This is a genomic window from Klebsiella sp. 28 (assembly GCF_018223905.1).
GTDB lineage: Bacteria > Pseudomonadota > Gammaproteobacteria > Enterobacterales > Enterobacteriaceae > Klebsiella > Klebsiella pneumoniae.
In genome coordinates, this window is the sequence record NZ_JAGRQY010000070.1 from 88,175 (window position 1) to 104,490 (window position 16,316).

Below are 16,316 nucleotides of genomic sequence, written 5' to 3' on the forward strand. Positions count from 1 at the left end.
TTTTTAACCACTTAGCCGGCAAAGCTAAACGCTTTTTACCGCCTCAGCGATGCGGTGCGCAAACTCGTGCACCTGATCTTCATGCTCGCCTTCCACCATCACGCGGATCAGCGGCTCCGTACCCGATTTACGCAGCAGGACACGGCCGCGTTTTCCTAACGCCGCCTCCACTTCCGCGGTCACCGCTTTGACGTGCTCATTCTCCAGCGGGTTACCGCTGCCCTCGGTAAAGCGGACATTCACCAGCAGCTGAGGGAACATTTTCATCCCGCTGCACAGGTCATGCAGGCTCATGTGGTTGCGGACCATCGCCGCGACCACCTGCAGGCTGGCAACAATGCCATCGCCGGTGGTGGTTTTATCCAGCAGGATCACATGGCCGGAGTTTTCCGCACCGATGCGCCAGCCTTTTTCCTGGAGCATCTCCAGTACATAGCGGTCACCGACCTTCGCGCGGGCAAACGGGATGCCTAACTGCTTGAGCGCCAGCTCCAGCCCCATATTACTCATCAGCGTGCCGACGGCGCCACCGCGCAGCTGCCCCTGACGCAATCCTTCCCGGGCTATGATATAGAGGATCTGGTCGCCATCGACTTTATTGCCTTCGTGGTCAACCATAATCACCCGATCGCCATCGCCGTCGTAGGCAATACCCAGATCGGCTTTTTCCGCCAGCACGCGCGCCTGCAGCGCCCGCACGTCAGTGGCGCCGACCTCTTCGTTGATGTTGAGACCGTCTGGCTCGCAGCCCATCGCGATAACCTGGGCTCCCAGCTCGCGGAAGACATTAGGGGCGATGTGATAGGTCGCGCCGTGCGCGCAATCCACCACCACTTTCAGCGTTCCCAGGCTCAGTTCGTTGGGAAAGGTACCCTTACAAAATTCAATGTAGCGCCCCGCCGCATCGACGATACGGCTGGCTTTGCCCAGCTCAGCCGAATCCACGCAGGTGAGCTCTTTCTCCATTTCGGCTTCAATCGCCTCTTCGACATCATCCGGCAGCTTGGTGCCCTCAATGGAGAAGAATTTAATGCCGTTGTCGTAGAAAGGGTTATGTGAAGCAGAGATAACAATCCCCGCCTCGGCGCGGAAGGCGCGCGTCAGGTAGGCGATGGCCGGTGTCGGCATAGGCCCGGTGAACGACGCAGAGAGCCCCGCTGCCGCCAGTCCAGCTTCCAGCGCCGATTCCAGCATATAGCCCGAAATACGGGTATCCTTGCCGATGATAATTTTACGCGAACCGTGACGCGCTAACACTTTGCCCGCCGCCCAGCCCAGCTTGAGCACAAACTCCGGAGTGATCGGCGCATCGCCGACGCGGCCACGAATACCATCGGTGCCAAAATACTTGCGGTTACTCATAACGTTTTTTTCCCTTAGCGGCGAGGGTGGCTTCCACCACGCGCAGCGCTTCTACCGTTTCTTTGACATCATGGACGCGGATAATCTGCGCGCCCTGCATTGCTGCAATGACGGCACACGCCAGGCTGCCGTTCAGCCGCTCCGACGGCCCGACGTTCAGCAACTGACCTACCATCGACTTACGTGACATACCGACCAGCAGCGGCAGACCAAAGTGATGAAACTCCCCAAGCCTGGCCAACAGTTGGTAATTGTGGGAGAGATTTTTACCGAAACCGAATCCCGGGTCGAGCAGCAATTTTTCTTTTGCGATCCCTGCCTGTTCGCAGCGCACAATGTGCTCATTAAAAAAACGCTCAACATCGGCGAAGACGTCCTCATACTTCGGCGCCTCCTGCATGGTTTTTGGTTGTCCCTGCATATGCATCAGACACACCGGCAGTCCGGTTTCCGCGGCGGCCTGCAGCGCGCCGGGCTCGGTCAGCGAACGAATATCGTTGATGATATGCGCCCCGGCCCTGGCCGATTGGCGAATAACCTCCGCCTTGGAGGTATCCACTGAGATCCATACCTCAAAGCGCTGGGCAATGGCTTCAACCACCGGTATCACCCGCGCAAGCTCCTCTTCCACACTAACCTCAGCCGCCCCTGGCCGCGTCGATTCACCGCCGATATCAATGATGGTCGCGCCGGCGTTGATCATCAGATTGGCATGCTTCACCGCCTCAATCAGCGAATTATGGACGCCGCCATCGGAGAAGGAGTCAGGCGTCACATTTAGAATACCCATCACGTGGGGGTGAGAGAGATCGAGGGTTGAGCCCTGGGCTACAAGTTTCATCACAAAATCCCTGAGACTGAAGAGGTTAAAAAAGAAAAACCCCGGAGCGGACGCCCGGGGTTTTAAGGTTAAACAAGCATCAACAGCGGTAGCTTACTTGTCGCCCAGCTGCTCTGACATGGTGTTGCCCGGGTTCGGCGTACGCGGTTCATCAACCGGACGCGGCGCACGAGGCGTGCCATTGTTGTCAGAGTTGTTAGAAGAACCAGGTTCTTCCCAACCCGCTGGCGGACGAACTTCGCGACGAGCCATCAGGTCGTCAATCTGCGGCGCATCGATGGTCTCATACTTCATGAGCGCATCTTTCATCGCGTGCAGAATGTCCATGTTGTCGTTCAGCAGCTGGCGAGCACGACCGTAGTTACGCTCAATCAGCGATTTCACTTCCTGGTCGATGATACGCGCGGTTTCATCGGACATATGCTTCGCTTTCGCGACGCTACGGCCGAGGAAGACTTCACCCTCTTCTTCCGCATACAGCAGCGGACCGAGTTTGTCGGAGAAGCCCCACTGGGTCACCATGTTACGCGCCAGGTTCGTCGCCACTTTAATATCGTTGGACGCACCGGTAGAAACATGTTCCGGACCGTAGATAATCTCTTCCGCCAGACGACCGCCGTACAGGGTGGAGATCTGGCTTTCCAGTTTCTGACGGCTGGCGCTGATTGCATCGCCTTCCGGCAGGAAGAAGGTCACACCCAGCGCACGACCGCGCGGGATAATCGTCACTTTATGCACCGGATCGTGCTCCGGCACCAGGCGACCAATAATCGCGTGGCCCGCTTCATGATAAGCAGTAGACTCTTTCTGCGCTTCCGTCATCACCATGGAGCGACGTTCCGCACCCATCATGATTTTGTCTTTCGCTTTCTCGAACTCAACCATCGACACAACGCGTTTGTTGCCGCGGGCAGCAAACAGCGCCGCTTCGTTGACCAGGTTGGCCAGATCCGCACCGGAGAAGCCCGGGGTACCGCGCGCAATGATTGCCGCATCGATATCCGGCGCCAGCGGAACGCGACGCATATGCACTTTCAGGATCTGCTCACGACCGCGAACATCCGGCAGGCCAACCACCACCTGGCGGTCAAAACGGCCCGGACGCAACAGCGCGGGGTCAAGAACGTCCGGACGGTTAGTCGCCGCGATAACGATGATACCTTCGTTACCTTCGAAGCCGTCCATCTCAACCAGCATCTGGTTCAGGGTCTGCTCACGTTCATCGTGACCACCGCCCAGGCCTGCGCCACGCTGGCGGCCGACGGCGTCGATTTCATCGATGAAGATGATGCAAGGCGCTGCTTTCTTAGCCTGTTCGAACATGTCACGCACACGAGAAGCGCCCACACCGACGAACATTTCGACGAAGTCAGAACCGGAAATGGTAAAGAACGGTACCTTCGCTTCACCAGCGATCGCTTTCGCCAGCAGCGTTTTACCGGTACCCGGAGGGCCGACCATCAGGACGCCTTTCGGGATTTTACCGCCCAGTTTCTGGAAGCGGCTCGGCTCACGCAGGTATTCTACCAGCTCGCCGACTTCCTCTTTCGCTTCGTCACACCCGGCAACGTCTGCAAAAGTGGTTTTGATCTGGTCTTCCGTCAACATACGGGCTTTGCTTTTGCCGAAGGACATCGCGCCCTTCCCGCCGCCGCCCTGCATTTGCCGCATAAAGAAGATCCAGACGCCGATCAGCAGCAGCATTGGGAACCAGGAGATGAAGATGGAAGCCAGCAGGCTCGGCTCTTCTGGTGGTTCGCCAACAACTTTGACGTTTTTAGTCAACAGGTTATCGAGCAGCTTCGGATCGTTAACCGGAATGTAAGTCGTGTAACGGTTACTATCTTTCTTGGTAACGTTGATCTCACGTCCGTTGATACGCGCTTCGCGAACCTGGTCCTGATTGACCTCTTGCAGGAAGGTAGAATAATCCACCTTGCGGCCATTCGACTCGCTGGGCCCAAAGCTCTGGAATACTGACATCAGCACAACGGCAATGACCAGCCAGAGTATTAGGTTTTTCGCCATGTCACTCAAGGGATTAACCTCTTATTACAACTGTGTTAAAAACAGCGTCAGGATACTCTATATCCAGTTTCTTTCAAACTTTCGTTTGAAATCTGCCGGTTATGGTTTACGCCCGGTCGCTACAATATACACTTCACGCGAACGAGCGCGGGAAGAGTCCGGCTTACGAACTTTGACCTTCGTAAACAGGGAGCGAATTTCTCGAAGATACTCATCGAAGCCTTCGCCCTGGAACACCTTCACTACAAAACTACCACCTGGCGCTAATACATCACGAGACATTTCAAGCGCCAGTTCTACCAGATACATAGCCCGGGGAATATCCACCGCCGGTGTTCCGCACATATTCGGCGCCATATCGGACATGACAACTTGGACTTTACTGTCGCCCACTCGCTCAAGTAACGCTTTCAGGACTAATTCATCACGAAAATCGCCCTGAAGGAAGTCCACACCAACGATTGGATCCATTGGTAAAAGATCGCAAGCGATGATGCGGCCGCTGTTGCCGATCTGCGTGACCGCATACTGCGACCAGCCACCGGGAGCAGCACCGAGGTCGACTACCGTCATCCCCGGCTTAAAAATTTTGTCACTTTGCTGTATTTCATCAAGTTTAAACCAGGCACGGGAACGTAACCCCTTTTTCTGTGCCTGTTGAACATATTTATCGCTAAAGTGTTCCTGAAGCCAGCGGCTTGAGCTGGCAGAACGCTTTTTACCTGTCATTTAACATTCCCGTTCGGGTTCATCGTACTTTACTGCGTAAAAATCGACGCGGTAGTTTGGCGATATATGGGAGATGGCGGTAGAATGACCCGTTTTCAATCCCAACGTAAGCAAAAAAATACGATGAATCTGAGTACTAAACAAAAACAGCACCTGAAAGGTCTGGCACATCCGCTCAAGCCGGTAGTTATGCTTGGCAACAATGGTTTGACCGAAGGGGTACTGGCCGAGATCGAACAAGCGTTAGGGCACCATGAACTCATCAAGGTGAAGATCGCCTCAGAAGATCGCGAAACAAAAGCCTTGATCGTGGAAGCCATCGTACGCGAAACCGGCGCCTGTAACGTACAGGTCATCGGTAAAACGCTGGTTCTGTACCGCCCAACGCCAGAGCGTAAAATCTCGCTGCCACGCTAAGAATATCCTGAATCTCGACACAACTTTGTGTAAAACGAGGGATTTCTGCGGCCAGGCGAGCAAAATGCCATGCTCCTGACGTTGATAAAAGGCCGCTATGCGGCCTTTTTCCTTTCTTTACAATCTATAAACATCGTAGCGGGAAATACGCCTTACAGGTATTCAACCTTGGTAATTTCGTATTCCACTTCCCCCCCCGGGGTACGGATAGTCACGACGTCATCCTGCTCTTTGCCGATCAGACCGCGGGCGATCGGCGAGTTCACGGAGATCAGATTCTGCTTAAAATCAGCTTCGTCATCGCCCACGATGCGGTAGGTCTGTTCCTCGTCGGTATCGAGGTTCAGCACGCTGACGGTAGAACCAAAAATCACCCGGCCGTTGTTCGGCATTTTGGTGATATCGATAACCTGCGCGTTAGACAGCTTCGCTTCGATATCCTTGATACGCCCCTCGCAGAAACCCTGCTGCTCACGCGCGGCGTGATACTCGGCATTCTCTTTCAGATCGCCGTGTTCACGGGCCTCAGCAATAGCGGCAATGATTTCAGGACGACGCACAGACTTCAGATAATCCAGTTCTTCGCGCAGTTTTTCAGCGCCACGTAAGGTCATCGGAATCGCTTGCATTAGTTATACCTCTTTATCATTCCTTCAGGGAACGGATAGCTCCGCTCCGCCACCTGTCCTGCCCACGGGCAGGACACGAGCAAAAAGAAACCGACCCGGGAAACACTCCCCAGGTCAGCAGCAATTTTTCATTTGATGGGTATTTTACCCCGAAGTTCATTATGGGTCATCGTTTACTTTACTGGGCGTTGCACCGTAGTATGACGGCCTGGCTTCAGGTTGTTAGCGCGAGATTATGCGATTTCCCAGATTTATCATCGGATTGACCGCCGGTATAGCGCTTAGCGCTCAGGCGGCGAATATTGACGAGTACATCAACCAGCTTCCCGCCGGTGCGAACCTTGCCTTTATGGCGCAAAAGGTCGGCGCATCGACGCCGGAAATCGACTATCACAGCCAGCAAATGGCGCTCCCGGCCAGTACGCAAAAGGTCATCACCGCGTTGGCGGCACTGCTGCAACTGGGGCCCGATTTTCGCTTTACCACCACGCTGGAAACCAAAGGTTCCCTTGACGGCGGCGTGCTGAAAGGCGACCTGATTGCACGCTTCGGCGGCGATCCGACGCTTAAACGGCAGGATATTCGCAATATGGTGGCGACGCTGAAAAAAGCCGGCGTGCAGCGTATCGAAGGCAATGTGCTCATCGATACCTCGGTCTTCGCCAGCCATGACAAAGCGCCCGGCTGGCCGTGGAACGACCTGACGCAGTGCTTCAGCGCCCCGCCGGCGGCGGCGATTGTCGACCGTAACTGCTTCTCTGTCTCGCTGTATAGCGCGCAGAAACCGGGCGATGTCGCCTTCATTCGCGTTGCATCCTATTATCCGGTCACCATGTTCAGCCAGGTACGAACGCTGGCGCGTGGCTCATCGGAAGCCCAGTATTGCGAGCTCGACGTGGTGCCGGGCGATCTCAATCGCTATACTCTCACCGGCTGCCTGCCGCAGCGTAGCGAGCCGCTGCCTCTGGCCTTCGCCATTCAGGATGGCGCCAGCTATGCCGGAGCGATCCTCAAAGCCGAGCTGGCCCAGGCGGGGATCACCTACAGCGGCACGCTGCTGCGCCAGACGCTGGCCAATGAGCCCGGCACCGTGCTGGCAACCAGCCAGTCGGCTCCGCTGCACGATCTGCTGCGGATCATGCTGAAGAAGTCAGACAACATGATTGCCGACACCGTCTTTCGCACCATCGGCCACGCCCGGTTCGGCGTACCTGGCACCTGGCGGGCGGGCTCCGATGCCGTACGGCAGATCCTGCGTCAACAGGCTGGGGTCGATCTCGGCAACACTATCATCGCCGACGGCTCTGGCCTGTCGCGCCACAACCTGATCGCCCCGGCGACCATGATGCAGGTGCTGCAGTATATCGCCCAGCACGATACCGAGCTCAACTTCATCTCCATGCTGCCGCTGGCGGGCCATGACGGATCGCTGCAGTATCGCGCCGGTCTTCATCAGGCGGGCGTCGATGGTAAAGTTTCGGCGAAAACCGGGTCGCTCCAGGGGGTTTATAACCTCGCAGGCTTCATCACTACCGCCAGCGGACAAAAGGTGGCCTTCGTGCAATATCTCTCCGGATACGCCGTGGAGCCAGCTGATCAGCGCAATCGCCGCATCCCACTGGTCCGCTTTGAAAGCCGCTTGTATAAAGATTTGTACCAGAACAATTAAAACAAAAGGGCCGCATCAGATGCGGCCCTTTTTGATCCAGAGAAGTCAGGATTAGCGTTTGTAGATGAATTCGACGCCTTCTTCGTCGTCCTCATCCCAGTCGTCATCCCAGTCTTCGTCATCTTCTGCTTCGGCTTCGACCTCTTCAAGCTGCTGACGGTGATAATCGTCCCACATAAACTCGACTTTCTCCGGCTTCTGCTCTTCTTCCGCCTGCACGATCGGGTTTTCGATGATGAAGGTCATCACGTCCCAGCACAGCTCTTTCACGCCCTGCTGGCTGGCCGCGGAGATCAGGTAGAATTTCTCTTCCCAACCCAGCGCTTCGGCAATCGCTTTGGCTTTGGCTTCGGCTTCGGCCTTGTCCATCAGGTCAATCTTGTTGAAAACTAACCAGCGTGGTTTGGAGGCTAGCTTCTCGCTGTATTTCTCCAGCTCGCCGATGATAATGCGCGCATTCTCAACCGGATCGGAGCCGTCGATCGGATCGATATCGATGAGGTGCAGCAGTACGCGGCAGCGCTCGAGGTGCTTGAGGAAGCGGATACCGAGGCCAGCCCCTTCCGCTGCGCCTTCAATCAGCCCCGGGATATCGGCAACTACGAAGCTCTTTTCATTGTCCATACGCACCACGCCCAGGCTTGGCACCAGGGTGGTAAACGGATAGTCAGCCACTTTCGGCTTGGCGGCGGAGACCGCACGGATGAAGGTGGATTTGCCGGCGTTCGGCATGCCCAGCATCCCGACATCGGCCAACAGCATCAGCTCCAGCTGCAGGTCGCGTTTATCACCCGGGGTACCCATGGTTTTCTGACGCGGCGTACGGTTAACGGACGATTTGAAACGGGTGTTGCCCAAACCGTGCCAGCCGCCTTTCGCCACCATCAGACGCTGACCGTGTTTGGTCATATCGCCCATGGTCTCGCCGGTGCCCTGATCGATAACCCGGGTGCCGACCGGCACTTTTACCGTCACGTCTTTACCGCGCTTACCGGTACAGTCGCGGCTTTGACCATTCTGCCCACGTTCGGCGCGGAACGATTTTTCAAAACGGTAGTCGATCAGGGTGTTCAGGTTCTCGTCCGCTTCCAGCCAGACATCGCCGCCATCGCCGCCATCGCCGCCGTCCGGACCGCCTTTCGGAATATACTTTTCGCGGCGGAAGCTTACGCAACCATTGCCGCCGTCACCTGCTACGACCAGGATCGTTGCTTCATCTACAAACTTCATTTTACTCTCCGTAAATCATTCGCCTGAGCGGGGCAGCGGTACTACCGCCTCTCGCTTACGCCAACGTCCCCAAAGACGATGACCGATGGCGGAATACATCGCGCCCGCAACCACGACAAACGCACCGAGATAACCAATCAGGTTTAACATCGGTCTGGCGAAAACATCGGGCCAGGCCATTGATAATAAATCAGAAAACAGTAGCGTAAACAGTGGCGTCAAGGTGATTAACGCGCTGACCTGCGCCGCCTGCCAGCGCGCCATGGCTTCCGCCAGAGCCCCGTAGCCGACCAGGGTATTCAGCCCGCAAAAAATCAGGCATGCCAGTTGCCAGCTGCTTAACCGGGAAATCACTCCGGGCTCAGCAAGCGGCAGTAATGCAATCGTACACAAAGTGTACAGCAAAAATAGTATCTGCTGTGATGCCAGACGGCGCAATAACACCTTTTGCGCGACGCCGTAGCTTACCCACACCGTAGCGGCAGCAACGCCGAAAATTACCCCCCACGTGTAGTCCGTCAGGCGGGTAAAGATTTCAATCAGACTGGTATTGAAGAACATCACCAGCCCGCTGAGCAGCATCAACGCGCCCACCACCTGGGTGCCGCGCATGCGCTCTTTCAGAATTACGACGCTAGCCACCATCATCCCCACCGGCGATAGCTGGCCGATGACCTGAGAAGCCGTGGGGCTGAGGTATTGCAGGGAAGAACTAAACAGGATGAAGTTACCGAACAGACCGCCGGTGGCAATCGCTAATAACACCAGCCAGCGCGGCTTGCGAAAAATTCGCATCGGCGGCAGTTTGCCTTTGATCGCGAGGATCGCGCCAAGCCCAATGCTGGCCATCAGGAAGCGATAAAAGACCACCGTAGGCGGCGCCATCACCTCGAGAACCTGTTTCATTGCAATCGGCAACGCTCCCCAACACATTGCGGTGGTAAGCGCCAGAATAATGCCAATCCCAGCCTGCTGCTTCATGCCTGTTTCCCTGCAAAAATTTTCCGGTAGACGAATGTAAAAAGCCCCGCAACGTGTTGCGGGGCTTTCATCCGTTACCGGGACGCGAAAAACTTATTCAGCAACGATGCTGATGAATTTACGGTTTTTCGGGCCTTTAACTTCGAACTTGACTTTACCGTCAGTCAAAGCGAACAGAGTGTGGTCACGGCCGCAACCAACGTTGGTACCAGCGTGGAATTTAGTACCACGTTGACGAACGATGATGCTACCTGCCAGAACTGCTTCACCGCCGAAACGTTTTACGCCCAGACGTTTAGCTTCTGAATCGCGACCGTTACGAGTCGAGCCGCCAGCCTTTTTATGTGCCATTTAAATCTACTCCTCAGGTCTTAGGCGCTGATGCCAGTGATTTTCACATCAGTGAACCACTGACGATGGCCCTGCTGCTTACGATAGTGTTTACGACGACGAAACTTAACGATTTTAACTTTCTCGCCACGACCGTGAGCAACAACTTCAGCTTTGATTACGCCGCCCTCAACGAAAGGAACGCCGATCTTGATTTCTTCACCGTTTGCGATCATCAGCACTTCAGCGAATTCAACAGCTTCGCCAGTTGCGATGTCCAGCTTTTCCAGGCGAACGGTCTGACCTTCGCTTACTCGGTGTTGTTTACCACCACTTTGGAAAACCGCGTACATATAAAACTCCGCTTCCGCGCACCTCTTTATGTGATTCAGAGTGCGCTATAAATATTCACAATAGGGCGCGAATATTACGCAAAACGCGAGCCTTTGACAAGAGCGATTAGCGATCAATGCAGAAAAAAAACACAACTTTCACGACAACGTTTATCTACGGCAATTTTTCAGTACAATCATATCTTCTTTTAATTCTGTCTTAATCCTTCTGTGATCCCACCTGGATTCATGGTAACAGGACATTTGGCCCGGCTTTTGCGATGAATTTAGAAAAAATCAATGAGTTAACCGCGCAAGATATGGCGGGTGTCAATGCGACGATTCTTGAGCAACTCAACTCCGATGTTCAGCTTATCAATCAGTTAGGCTATTACATCGTCAGCGGCGGCGGCAAACGCATTCGCCCGATGATTGCTGTGCTCGCCGCACGCGCGGTGGGCTATCAGGGGAGCGCGCATGTCACCATTGCCGCGCTGATTGAATTTATTCATACCGCCACCCTGCTGCATGACGACGTCGTCGATGAGTCTGATATGCGTCGCGGCAAAGCCACGGCCAATGCGGCGTTTGGCAATGCCGCCAGCGTGCTGGTCGGCGATTTTATCTATACCCGCGCCTTTCAGATGATGACCCAGCTGGGCTCGCTGAAGATCCTTGAGGTCATGTCGGAAGCAGTGAACGTCATTGCCGAAGGCGAAGTGCTGCAGCTGATGAACGTCAATGACCCGGATATCACCGAAGAGAACTACATGCGCGTTATCTACAGCAAGACGGCGCGCCTGTTTGAAGCTGCCTCGCAGTGTGCGGGACTGCTGGCCGACTGCACTGCGGAAGAAGAGCGCGCGTTGCAGGATTATGGCCGCTATCTCGGCACCGCTTTCCAGCTAATCGACGATTTACTCGATTATAGCTCTGACGGCGAGCGGCTCGGTAAAAACGTCGGTGACGACCTGAACGAAGGTAAACCCACGCTACCGCTGCTGCACGCCATGCACCATGGCACACCCGATCAATCAGCGATGATCCGCGGTGCGATCGAGCAAGGCAACGGCCGCCATCTACTGGATGCTGTGCTGGAAACGATGGCGACCTGCGGTTCGCTGGAATGGACGCAGAAGCGTGCCGAAGAAGAAGCTGACAAAGCCATTGCCGCGCTGCAGATCCTCCCGGACACGCCCTGGCGCGAAGCCTTGATTGGGCTGGCGCATATTGCAGTCCAGCGCGATCATTAATCCCCCCTCCTTTCCCGCGCGACGCGCGGGAAAGTTCCAGTAAAATGCCATTTCTCTCCCTAAACTTCCGAATATCTTGATAGATTCTGAATATTCCGGCGCTTTAACAGAACTTGTTAGAACCCTACATAGTACGCGGGTATAGTGTCTCTATCGCCCATGTGGGACGATCTGGACCTTTAACACCAGGAGAATTTATGGATAAGTTCATCGACTGGCATCCCGCAGATATTGTTGCGGGATTACGTAAACGGGGAACATCGCTGGCGGCAGAGTCGCGACGGCACGGACTAAGTTCTTCAACGCTGGCGAACGCCCTGACCCGCCCCTGGCCGAAAGGCGAATTGATTATCGCCACAGCGCTGGAAACGCAGCCGTGGGTCATCTGGCCGTCACGCTACCACGACCCGGTGACTCATGAGTTTATCGACAGAACGCAGATGATGCGTCAGAAGAAGATCGACAAGTGATGTGATTGCTCGACAGCGCCCCGGAACAACGTCCCGGGGCGCTGTCAGGACGCGGTTACTCGCCCTTCACGCGTTGAATATTGGCGCCCAGCGCCTGCAGTTTATCTTCGATACGCTCATAGCCGCGATCGATATGATAGATGCGATCGACGATGGTGGTCCCTTCAGCGATACAGCCGGCCAGCACCAGGCTCGCCGACGCGCGCAAATCGGTCGCCATCACCTGCGCGCCAGAAAGCTGCTTCACGCCGTGACAGATAGCGGTATTGCTCTCGATCTCCGCGTGCGCGCCCATACGGATCAGCTCCGGAATGTGCATGAAGCGGTTTTCAAAGATCGTTTCGGTGATCACGCCGGTCCCTTCCGCTACCAGGTTAAGCAGCGTGAACTGGGCCTGCATATCGGTCGGGAAGCCCGGGTGCGGCGCGGTACGCACGTTGACCGCTTTCGGACGGTTGCCGTGCATATCGAGGCTGATCCAGTCTTCCCCCGTTTCGATGTCAGCCCCGGCGTCGCGCAGCTTCGCCAGTACGGCATCCAGGGTATCCGGCTGCGCGTTACGGCAGAGGATCTTGCCGCCGGAAATCGCCGCGGCCACCAGGAAAGTCCCGGTTTCAATACGGTCAGGCAGCACACGGTAGACGCCGCCGCCCAGGCGCTGCACGCCTTCGATGGTAATGCGATCGCTACCCTGGCCTGTGATTTTTGCGCCCAGTGCGTTCAGGAAGTTGGCGGTATCGACAATCTCCGGCTCGCGAGCGGCGTTTTCAATAATCGTCGTTCCCTCCGCAAGCGTCGCTGCGCTCATGATGGTTACGGTGGCGCCGACGCTCACCTTATCCATCACAATATGCGCGCCTTTCAGGCGACCGCTGACCGAGGCTTTGACATAACCTTCTTCCAGTTTGATCTCGGCGCCCAGCTGCTCCAGACCGCTAATATGCAGATCGACCGGACGCGCGCCGATAGCGCAGCCGCCAGGCAGAGAAACTTGCCCCTGACCGAAACGCGCCACCAACGGGCCCAGCGCCCAGATAGAGGCGCGCATGGTTTTCACCAGATCGTACGGAGCACAGAATACATCGACCGGGCCGGCGTCAATCCATACCGAACCATTGCGCTCGACCTTCGCGCCCAGCTGGCTCAGCAGCTTCATGGTGGTATCGATGTCTTTCAGCTTAGGTACGTTTTGGATCTCTACCGGCTCTTCGGCAAGCAGCGCGGAAAAGAGGATTGGCAGGGCGGCGTTTTTTGCCCCGGAGATGGTGACTTCACCCTGAAGGCGAGTCGGCCCCTGAACACGGAATTTATCCATTGATTCTGTTCTCTATTAAAAATTCACATACGCTGCAGGGGATCCCCCACAGCTTAGAAGCCATTGAGTTTGCGGTCTCGCGCCCACTCCTGCGGAGTAAAGGCCTTGATCGACAGCGCATGGATGCGGTTGTCGGCAATATATTCCATCAGCGGCGCGTAGACGCTCTGCTGCTTTTTCACCCGACTCATGCCATCGAACATCTCACCCACAGCAATAACCTGAAAGTGGCTGCCATCGCCAGAGACGTGGACTTCCTGGAGGGGGAGTGCGTTCATCAGCACGGTCTGAATTTCATGATTTTCCATGGGCTCAAATTTATCTGATAGTGAAAACAGCCCAACATCTTAGAGGAAAGTGGCGCGGTCTTAAACAAGCAAAAAGCCCCGGCGAAAAGATTGCCAGGGCTTTCGGAATAGCTTCAGTGCTAAGGCACTGAAAAGATTATCAGATCAGATCGGCAGGCAGGTTGTAAAGACCGATCAGCGTTTGCAGGTTTTCGCTCTTGCCGACCAGCTGCGCTTCCCGGCCCTGACGGCGAATCAGCGCCATAAAATGCACTAACAGCGCCAGGCCCGCGGTGTCCACGCGCGTGGTCTGACTGAGATCGATGATCGCCGTTCCCGCCGTCGCCTGGGCGCGCGCCTCCCAGAGCGGGACCAGCAGATCCTGATCCAGCTCCCCGTGCAGCGCCAGCGTCTCGCCCTCGCGAGTCCAGCTCAGCTGCCCGCTCATTATTTTTTCTGTTCCAGGGTGATCGGCTGCGCAGAGATCGCTTTCAGCTGCGCGGTCAGGCCATCAACGCCCTTGGTGCGCAGCAGATCGCTCCACTCATTCTGTTTGGTGGTGATCATGCTCACCCCTTCCGCGATCATATCGTAGGCCTGCCAGTTGCCGGTCTGGGTATTTTTACGCCACTGGAAGTCAAGACGTACCGGCGGACGACCGTTCGGGTCGATGATAGTGACGCGGATCGGAACGATGGTTGCGCTGCCCAGCGGCTGCTCCGGAGCAATCTGGTAAGTCTGCCCATGGTACATCGCCAGCGCCTGACCGTAGGCCTGCTTCAGGTATTCACGGAAGGCGGCAAAATAGGCCTCACGCTGCGCAGGGGTCGCTTCTTTGTAATAGCGGCCCAGCACCAGCGCGCCGGCATATTTCACCTGTACATACGGCAATAACTCCTGGTCGACGATGTCGCGCAGATAGTTAGGATTAGCTTTAATCTTCGGCTGTTCATTCTTCAGGCGATCGAAGGTTTTCTGCGCCGCTTCATTCATCAGCTTATACGGATTGGACTGATCTGCGGCCTGGACGGCGGTCAGCGGGGCAATCACCAGCATGGCGACCATGAGTAAGCGTTTAAACATATCGTATTTCTCCTGAAATTAATGCGTCGTGCCGGCTGCCGGCGTCGCGTCAGTATGACCTTCTGCCTCGGCCTTATCATTGCCAGAATTCTGATTGTCGCCGCCCTTACTGTTATAAAGGAACTGACCAATCAGATCTTCCAGCACCATGGCGGACTTAGTGTCCTGGATAGTGCCGCCGTCTTTAAGGATAGTCGTCCCGAGGTCCGGGTCTTCAAAACCGACGTTCAGCGCCAGGTACTGCTCGCCCAGCAGGCCAGAGGTGCGGATCGCCAACGAACTGGTATCCGGGATATGGTTGTAGCGCTCATCGATATCGAGCTCCACGCGTGGCAGATAGGTTTTCGGATCGAGCGTAATGTCCGCTACCCGCCCCACTACCACGCCGCCGATGCGCACCGGCGAGCGCGCCTTCAGGCCGCCGATGTTATCGAAAGTCGCATAAAGGCGATAAGTCGGCTCGGTGCGTAGCGAGGTGACGTTCGCCGCCTTCAGGCAGACAAACAGCGCCGCCAGCAGCGCCACCAGTAAGAACACCCCTACCCAGATTTCAGTTTTTTTCGTTTGCATGAACTCAATTCCCAAACATCAGCGCAGTCAGCACAAAATCCAGCCCCAGAACCGCCAGCGACGCATGCACCACGGTACGCGTTGTCGCCCGGCTAATCCCGGCGGAAGTGGGGATAGCGTCATAACCATTAAATAACGCAATCCAGGTTACCGTAATAGCGAACACCAGACTCTTAATCAGGCAGTTCACCAGATCCATTCGCCAGTCGACGGCATTTTGCATCGCGGTCCAGAAAAAACCACCGTCAATGCCTTTCCAGCTCACACCCACCAGCGCACCGCCCCAGATCCCTACCGCGACGAAGATAATCGTCAGCAGCGGCAGCGAAATGACACCGGCCCAGAAGCGTGGGGAAATGACGCGACGCAGCGGATCCACCGCCATCATCTCCATACTGGAGAGCTGTTCCGTGGCCCGCATCAGGCCAATCTCGGCGGTCAGCGCCGACCCGGCGCGGCCGGCAAACAGCAGCGCGGCGACCACCGGCCCCAGCTCACGCAGCAGCGACAGCGCCACCAGCATGCCAAGACTGGTCTCTGCGCTGTAGGTGGTTAACACCAGATACCCCTGCAGCCCGAGCACCATACCGATAAACAAGCCCGATACAATGATAATCAGCATCGACAGGACGCCGACGTTATAGAGTTGACGAACCAGCAGCGGCGCGTGCTTGCGAAACTCTGGTTTGCCGACAACGGCGTTGAAAAGCATTAATCCGGCGCGTCCAAACGTCGCGGTGGTTTTAATACCGCGATGACCTAGCGCGGCCAGCGCATTAAACAGCATGAG

The 16,316-nt window shown here is 56.0% G+C and carries 19 protein-coding genes; 4 read left to right on the forward strand and 15 right to left on the reverse strand.

Going from position 1 to position 16,316, the window contains the following annotated elements:
* Nucleotides 1-24: 24 nt before the first annotated feature.
* From glmM to rlmE, 4 genes are all read right to left on the reverse strand, one after another.
* Nucleotides 25-1,362: a phosphoglucosamine mutase gene (gene glmM, locus KHQ28_RS13060; protein WP_002918370.1), complete on the reverse strand. Its 1,338-nt coding sequence runs from the start codon at nucleotides 1,360-1,362 to the stop codon at nucleotides 25-27.
* Entirely contained in the window at nucleotides 1,355-2,203 is an 849-nt protein-coding gene (gene folP / locus KHQ28_RS13065; RefSeq protein WP_032418334.1) for a dihydropteroate synthase, read from the reverse strand. Before folP ends, glmM begins: the two co-directional genes overlap by 8 nt.
* A gap of 93 nt (nucleotides 2,204-2,296) precedes the next feature.
* Nucleotides 2,297-4,231 carry an ATP-dependent zinc metalloprotease FtsH gene (gene ftsH, locus KHQ28_RS13070; RefSeq protein ID WP_002918372.1) on the reverse strand — a complete coding sequence of 645 codons (1,935 nt, stop codon included), beginning with the start codon at nucleotides 4,229-4,231 and terminating at the stop codon, nucleotides 2,297-2,299.
* Nucleotides 4,232-4,330: 99 nt separating this feature from the next.
* Complete coding sequence (gene rlmE / locus KHQ28_RS13075) at nucleotides 4,331-4,960, reverse strand: 23S rRNA (uridine(2552)-2'-O)-methyltransferase RlmE (protein WP_002918373.1); 630 nt, start codon at nucleotides 4,958-4,960, stop codon at nucleotides 4,331-4,333.
* 123 nt (nucleotides 4,961-5,083) lie between these two features.
* On the opposite strand from rlmE, the gene yhbY reads away from it, so the two are divergent.
* A complete protein-coding gene (yhbY, locus tag KHQ28_RS13080) occupies nucleotides 5,084-5,377 on the forward strand; it encodes a ribosome assembly RNA-binding protein YhbY (protein WP_002918374.1) in 294 nt (97 codons plus the stop codon).
* A gap of 152 nt (nucleotides 5,378-5,529) precedes the next feature.
* Here yhbY and greA read toward each other — a convergent pair whose 3' ends face one another.
* A complete protein-coding gene (gene greA / locus KHQ28_RS13085; protein WP_002918375.1) occupies nucleotides 5,530-6,006 on the reverse strand; it encodes a transcription elongation factor GreA in 477 nt (158 codons plus the stop codon).
* A gap of 235 nt (nucleotides 6,007-6,241) precedes the next feature.
* On the opposite strand from greA, the gene dacB reads away from it, so the two are divergent.
* Nucleotides 6,242-7,675 carry a serine-type D-Ala-D-Ala carboxypeptidase gene (gene dacB, locus KHQ28_RS13090; protein WP_004149937.1) on the forward strand — a complete coding sequence of 478 codons (1,434 nt, stop codon included), beginning with the start codon at nucleotides 6,242-6,244 and terminating at the stop codon, nucleotides 7,673-7,675.
* Between the two features lie 51 nt (nucleotides 7,676-7,726).
* Here the strand turns inward: dacB and cgtA are convergent, their stop codons facing one another.
* From cgtA to rplU, 4 genes are all read right to left on the reverse strand, one after another.
* The gene (gene cgtA / locus KHQ28_RS13095; protein WP_032418333.1) at nucleotides 7,727-8,905 is read right to left on the reverse strand and encodes an Obg family GTPase CgtA; all 1,179 of its coding nucleotides are present in this window, start codon (nucleotides 8,903-8,905) and stop codon (nucleotides 7,727-7,729) included.
* Between the two features lie 15 nt (nucleotides 8,906-8,920).
* Nucleotides 8,921-9,886 (reverse strand): DMT family transporter, encoded by a 966-nt coding sequence (locus tag KHQ28_RS13100; protein ID WP_004149938.1) that lies wholly within the window; start codon nucleotides 9,884-9,886, stop codon nucleotides 8,921-8,923.
* Between the two features lie 93 nt (nucleotides 9,887-9,979).
* The gene (rpmA, locus tag KHQ28_RS13105; RefSeq protein ID WP_002434222.1) at nucleotides 9,980-10,237 is read right to left on the reverse strand and encodes a 50S ribosomal protein L27; all 258 of its coding nucleotides are present in this window, start codon (nucleotides 10,235-10,237) and stop codon (nucleotides 9,980-9,982) included.
* A gap of 20 nt (nucleotides 10,238-10,257) precedes the next feature.
* Nucleotides 10,258-10,569, reverse strand: coding sequence for a 50S ribosomal protein L21 (gene rplU, locus KHQ28_RS13110; protein ID WP_002918379.1), 312 nt, complete (start codon nucleotides 10,567-10,569; stop codon nucleotides 10,258-10,260).
* 260 nt (nucleotides 10,570-10,829) lie between these two features.
* Here rplU and ispB point away from each other — a divergent pair, with 260 nt between their 5' ends.
* A complete protein-coding gene (gene ispB / locus KHQ28_RS13115) occupies nucleotides 10,830-11,801 on the forward strand; it encodes an octaprenyl diphosphate synthase (protein WP_004144907.1) in 972 nt (323 codons plus the stop codon).
* A gap of 197 nt (nucleotides 11,802-11,998) precedes the next feature.
* Entirely contained in the window at nucleotides 11,999-12,271 is a 273-nt protein-coding gene (sfsB, locus tag KHQ28_RS13120) for a DNA-binding transcriptional regulator SfsB (protein WP_002918381.1), read from the forward strand.
* Nucleotides 12,272-12,326: 55 nt separating this feature from the next.
* Here sfsB and murA read toward each other — a convergent pair whose 3' ends face one another.
* The 6 genes from murA to mlaE form a co-directional block, all read right to left on the reverse strand.
* Nucleotides 12,327-13,586 carry a UDP-N-acetylglucosamine 1-carboxyvinyltransferase gene (gene murA / locus KHQ28_RS13125; RefSeq protein WP_002918382.1) on the reverse strand — a complete coding sequence of 420 codons (1,260 nt, stop codon included), beginning with the start codon at nucleotides 13,584-13,586 and terminating at the stop codon, nucleotides 12,327-12,329.
* A gap of 53 nt (nucleotides 13,587-13,639) precedes the next feature.
* Nucleotides 13,640-13,894, reverse strand: coding sequence for a BolA family iron metabolism protein IbaG (gene ibaG / locus KHQ28_RS13130; RefSeq protein ID WP_004144910.1), 255 nt, complete (start codon nucleotides 13,892-13,894; stop codon nucleotides 13,640-13,642).
* A gap of 139 nt (nucleotides 13,895-14,033) precedes the next feature.
* Nucleotides 14,034-14,321, reverse strand: coding sequence for a lipid asymmetry maintenance protein MlaB (gene mlaB, locus KHQ28_RS13135; RefSeq protein ID WP_004185850.1), 288 nt, complete (start codon nucleotides 14,319-14,321; stop codon nucleotides 14,034-14,036).
* The gene (mlaC, locus tag KHQ28_RS13140) at nucleotides 14,321-14,956 is read right to left on the reverse strand and encodes a phospholipid-binding protein MlaC (RefSeq protein WP_002918386.1); all 636 of its coding nucleotides are present in this window, start codon (nucleotides 14,954-14,956) and stop codon (nucleotides 14,321-14,323) included. Before mlaC ends, mlaB begins: the two co-directional genes overlap by 1 nt.
* An 18-nt stretch (nucleotides 14,957-14,974) precedes the next feature.
* Nucleotides 14,975-15,526 carry an outer membrane lipid asymmetry maintenance protein MlaD gene (gene mlaD / locus KHQ28_RS13145; protein WP_002918387.1) on the reverse strand — a complete coding sequence of 184 codons (552 nt, stop codon included), beginning with the start codon at nucleotides 15,524-15,526 and terminating at the stop codon, nucleotides 14,975-14,977.
* 4 nt (nucleotides 15,527-15,530) lie between these two features.
* The gene (gene mlaE, locus KHQ28_RS13150) at nucleotides 15,531-16,313 is read right to left on the reverse strand and encodes a lipid asymmetry maintenance ABC transporter permease subunit MlaE (RefSeq protein WP_004150949.1); all 783 of its coding nucleotides are present in this window, start codon (nucleotides 16,311-16,313) and stop codon (nucleotides 15,531-15,533) included.
* Nucleotides 16,314-16,316 lie beyond the last annotated feature (3 nt).

Excerpts from the sequence above, each read along its gene's own strand:
- glmM (WP_002918370.1), bottom strand. The coding sequence starts at position 1,362 with ATGAGTAACCGCAAGTATTTTGGCACCGATGGTATTCGTGGCCGCGTC.
- folP (WP_032418334.1), bottom strand. The coding sequence starts at position 2,203 with ATGAAACTTGTAGCCCAGGGCTCAACCCTCGATCTCTCTCACCCCCAC.
- ftsH (WP_002918372.1), bottom strand. The coding sequence starts at position 4,231 with ATGGCGAAAAACCTAATACTCTGGCTGGTCATTGCCGTTGTGCTGATG.
- rlmE (WP_002918373.1), bottom strand. The coding sequence starts at position 4,960 with ATGACAGGTAAAAAGCGTTCTGCCAGCTCAAGCCGCTGGCTTCAGGAA.
- yhbY (WP_002918374.1), top strand. The coding sequence starts at position 5,084 with ATGAATCTGAGTACTAAACAAAAACAGCACCTGAAAGGTCTGGCACAT.
- greA (WP_002918375.1), bottom strand. The coding sequence starts at position 6,006 with ATGCAAGCGATTCCGATGACCTTACGTGGCGCTGAAAAACTGCGCGAA.
- dacB (WP_004149937.1), top strand. The coding sequence starts at position 6,242 with ATGCGATTTCCCAGATTTATCATCGGATTGACCGCCGGTATAGCGCTT.
- cgtA (WP_032418333.1), bottom strand. The coding sequence starts at position 8,905 with ATGAAGTTTGTAGATGAAGCAACGATCCTGGTCGTAGCAGGTGACGGC.
- KHQ28_RS13100 (WP_004149938.1), bottom strand. The coding sequence starts at position 9,886 with ATGAAGCAGCAGGCTGGGATTGGCATTATTCTGGCGCTTACCACCGCA.
- rpmA (WP_002434222.1), bottom strand. The coding sequence starts at position 10,237 with ATGGCACATAAAAAGGCTGGCGGCTCGACTCGTAACGGTCGCGATTCA.
- rplU (WP_002918379.1), bottom strand. The coding sequence starts at position 10,569 with ATGTACGCGGTTTTCCAAAGTGGTGGTAAACAACACCGAGTAAGCGAA.
- ispB (WP_004144907.1), top strand. The coding sequence starts at position 10,830 with ATGAATTTAGAAAAAATCAATGAGTTAACCGCGCAAGATATGGCGGGT.
- sfsB (WP_002918381.1), top strand. The coding sequence starts at position 11,999 with ATGGATAAGTTCATCGACTGGCATCCCGCAGATATTGTTGCGGGATTA.
- murA (WP_002918382.1), bottom strand. The coding sequence starts at position 13,586 with ATGGATAAATTCCGTGTTCAGGGGCCGACTCGCCTTCAGGGTGAAGTC.
- ibaG (WP_004144910.1), bottom strand. The coding sequence starts at position 13,894 with ATGGAAAATCATGAAATTCAGACCGTGCTGATGAACGCACTCCCCCTC.
- mlaB (WP_004185850.1), bottom strand. The coding sequence starts at position 14,321 with ATGAGCGGGCAGCTGAGCTGGACTCGCGAGGGCGAGACGCTGGCGCTG.
- mlaC (WP_002918386.1), bottom strand. The coding sequence starts at position 14,956 with ATGTTTAAACGCTTACTCATGGTCGCCATGCTGGTGATTGCCCCGCTG.
- mlaD (WP_002918387.1), bottom strand. The coding sequence starts at position 15,526 with ATGCAAACGAAAAAAACTGAAATCTGGGTAGGGGTGTTCTTACTGGTG.
- mlaE (WP_004150949.1), bottom strand. The coding sequence starts at position 16,313 with ATGCTGTTTAATGCGCTGGCCGCGCTAGGTCATCGCGGTATTAAAACC.